We start from the raw sequence: 518 nt of genomic DNA on the forward strand, positions 1-518 counted from the left end.
TGAAGTACCGTCAGACCGATAGCCCGCCAGTGGCGGCGGCCAAGGCGTCATTCAGTGCGTCGACCGCCTATCGGATCGAGAGAGATCCCCGATTTCCATCGCAAAGGAAGGCGCCCCGCGGCCGGCGACGACCGGACCCGTTGAGCGAGGTGTTCGAGACCGAGATCGTCCCGATCCTGAAGGCGGCACCTGGCTTACGCCCGGTGGCGGTGTTCGAGGAGATGCTACGGCGTCATCCGGATCTCGGCATCGGTATCCGTCGTACCCTGGAACGTCGGATCCGTGCATAGCGGGCGGTCCACGGCGAGGAGCAGGAGGTGATCTTCCGCCAAACCCACGAGCCTGGCCAACTCGGCCTCTCCGACTTCACAGACATGGACGAGTTGGGTGTGACGATCGCGGGTGCTCCGTTGGATCATCGTCTCTATCACTTCCGTTTGGCCTATTGCGGGTTCGAGCACGCCCACGTCGTGCTTGGCGGCGAGAGCTTCGTCGCCCTGGCGGAAGGCCTGCAGAAT

The 518-nt window shown here is 63.7% G+C and carries 1 pseudogene; it reads left to right on the plus strand.

Annotated features, from left to right (window positions below):
- Positions 1-518, plus strand: a pseudogene (locus RPS27_RS24360) (IS21 family transposase); the annotation flags it as partial.

It is taken from the genome of Bradyrhizobium sp. WYCCWR 12699 (assembly GCF_032144035.1).
GTDB lineage: Bacteria > Pseudomonadota > Alphaproteobacteria > Rhizobiales > Xanthobacteraceae > Bradyrhizobium.